This is a genomic window from Streptomyces muensis, from assembly GCF_021474425.1.
Lineage (GTDB): Bacteria > Actinomycetota > Actinomycetes > Streptomycetales > Streptomycetaceae > Streptomyces > Streptomyces muensis.
Genome location: NZ_JAKEIP010000585.1, coordinates 1 through 1,183, shown reverse-complemented (window position 1 = coordinate 1,183; position 1,183 = coordinate 1). Strand labels below are relative to the sequence as shown.

Here is a 1,183-nt window from a genome sequence, read left to right as displayed (position 1 = left end):
GAGCCAAGGGGGTTTACGGGGCGAAGTGTTGGCGGAGGTGGGTGTGGGCGGTCGGTGGGGCCTGCACCGCGTCCAGGCCCAGCAGCGCCGCGCCCAGCACGGGAGGCGCTGTGACCACGTTCGGTACCGCCTTGGGGGCGCGGGAGGCGAGGAGTTCGTGGATGCCGTCGATGAGTTGGGGATGCCGGGCCGCGAGAACGCTGCCGCCCAGCAGTACGGGTACCTCCTCCGCGAGCAGGTCCAGCCGGGTCAGCGCGACCGTAGCCATGGTGACCACTTCGTCGGCGAGGCGGTCGACGAGGCCACGGGCGACCGGGTCGCCGGAGGCGGCCGTGGTGAAGAGGACCGGGGTCAGCTCGTGGCGACGGGCAGGGGCGATGCGTTCGAGGTGCAGGGCCTCGATCAGCGCGTACATGGTGGGCAGGCCGAAGTGGGCGGGGAGGGCCTGCGTCAGGGCCGTGGGGACTCCCCGGCCGTCCTCCGCGCGTGCCGCGTGCCACAGAGCCTCCTCCGCCAGACCCCAGCCGCCTCCCCAGTCGCCGGAGATACGTCCCAGCGCGGGGAAGCGGGCCGTACGGCCGTCGGGGCGCATGCCCACGCAGTTGATGCCGGCACCGCAGACGACGGCGACACCGCGCGGTTCGGTGACACCTGCCCGCAGGATCGCGAAGGTGTCGTTGCGGACCTCGACGGTCGTGCCCCACGCGCGCGCGTGCAGGGCCGCCGCCAGTTGTTCCTCCTCCACGGGGAAGTCGGCGTTGGCCAGACAGGCCGAGACGTGGTCCGCGGAGGTCACGCCCGCTGCGGCGAAGGCCTCCCGCACCGTTTCGGCCAGGCTGTCGACCGCCCGTTCCACACCCACCGTCGGCGGCCGGAACCCGCCGCCGCGGGCCGTGGCCAGGACGGTGCCGTCGGCCGCCACCACTGCCACGTCGGTCTTGCTGTTGCCCGCGTCCACGGCGAGGACACGTGCGGTCATGCCCACGCGAGGTGCTCCCGGTTGTGTGCGATCAGTTGGTCGGTGAGGGCCTCGGCGTACTCGTACTGGCCGATCAGGGGGTGGGCGAGGAGGGCCTTGAACACGCGGTCCCGGCCGCCGTGCAGGGCTGCCCGCAGGGCCAGGTCCTCGTAGGCCGTCACCTGGGCCATGAGGCCGGCGAACAGGGGGTCCACAGGGGGAACG

The 1,183-nt window shown here is 73.1% G+C and carries 2 protein-coding genes; both read right to left on the bottom strand.

The window, feature by feature from the left end; all coding sequences use genetic code 11:
* Window positions 1-13: 13 nt before the first annotated feature.
* The gene (locus L0P92_RS44540) at window positions 14-985 is read right to left on the bottom strand and encodes an N-acetylglucosamine kinase (protein WP_234768824.1); all 972 of its coding nucleotides are present in this window, start codon (window positions 983-985) and stop codon (window positions 14-16) included.
* On the bottom strand, window positions 976-1,183 hold a 208-nt coding region (locus tag L0P92_RS44535), incomplete at its 5' end, for a family 4 glycosyl hydrolase (protein WP_505016561.1). The genes L0P92_RS44535 and L0P92_RS44540, both read right to left, overlap by 10 nt.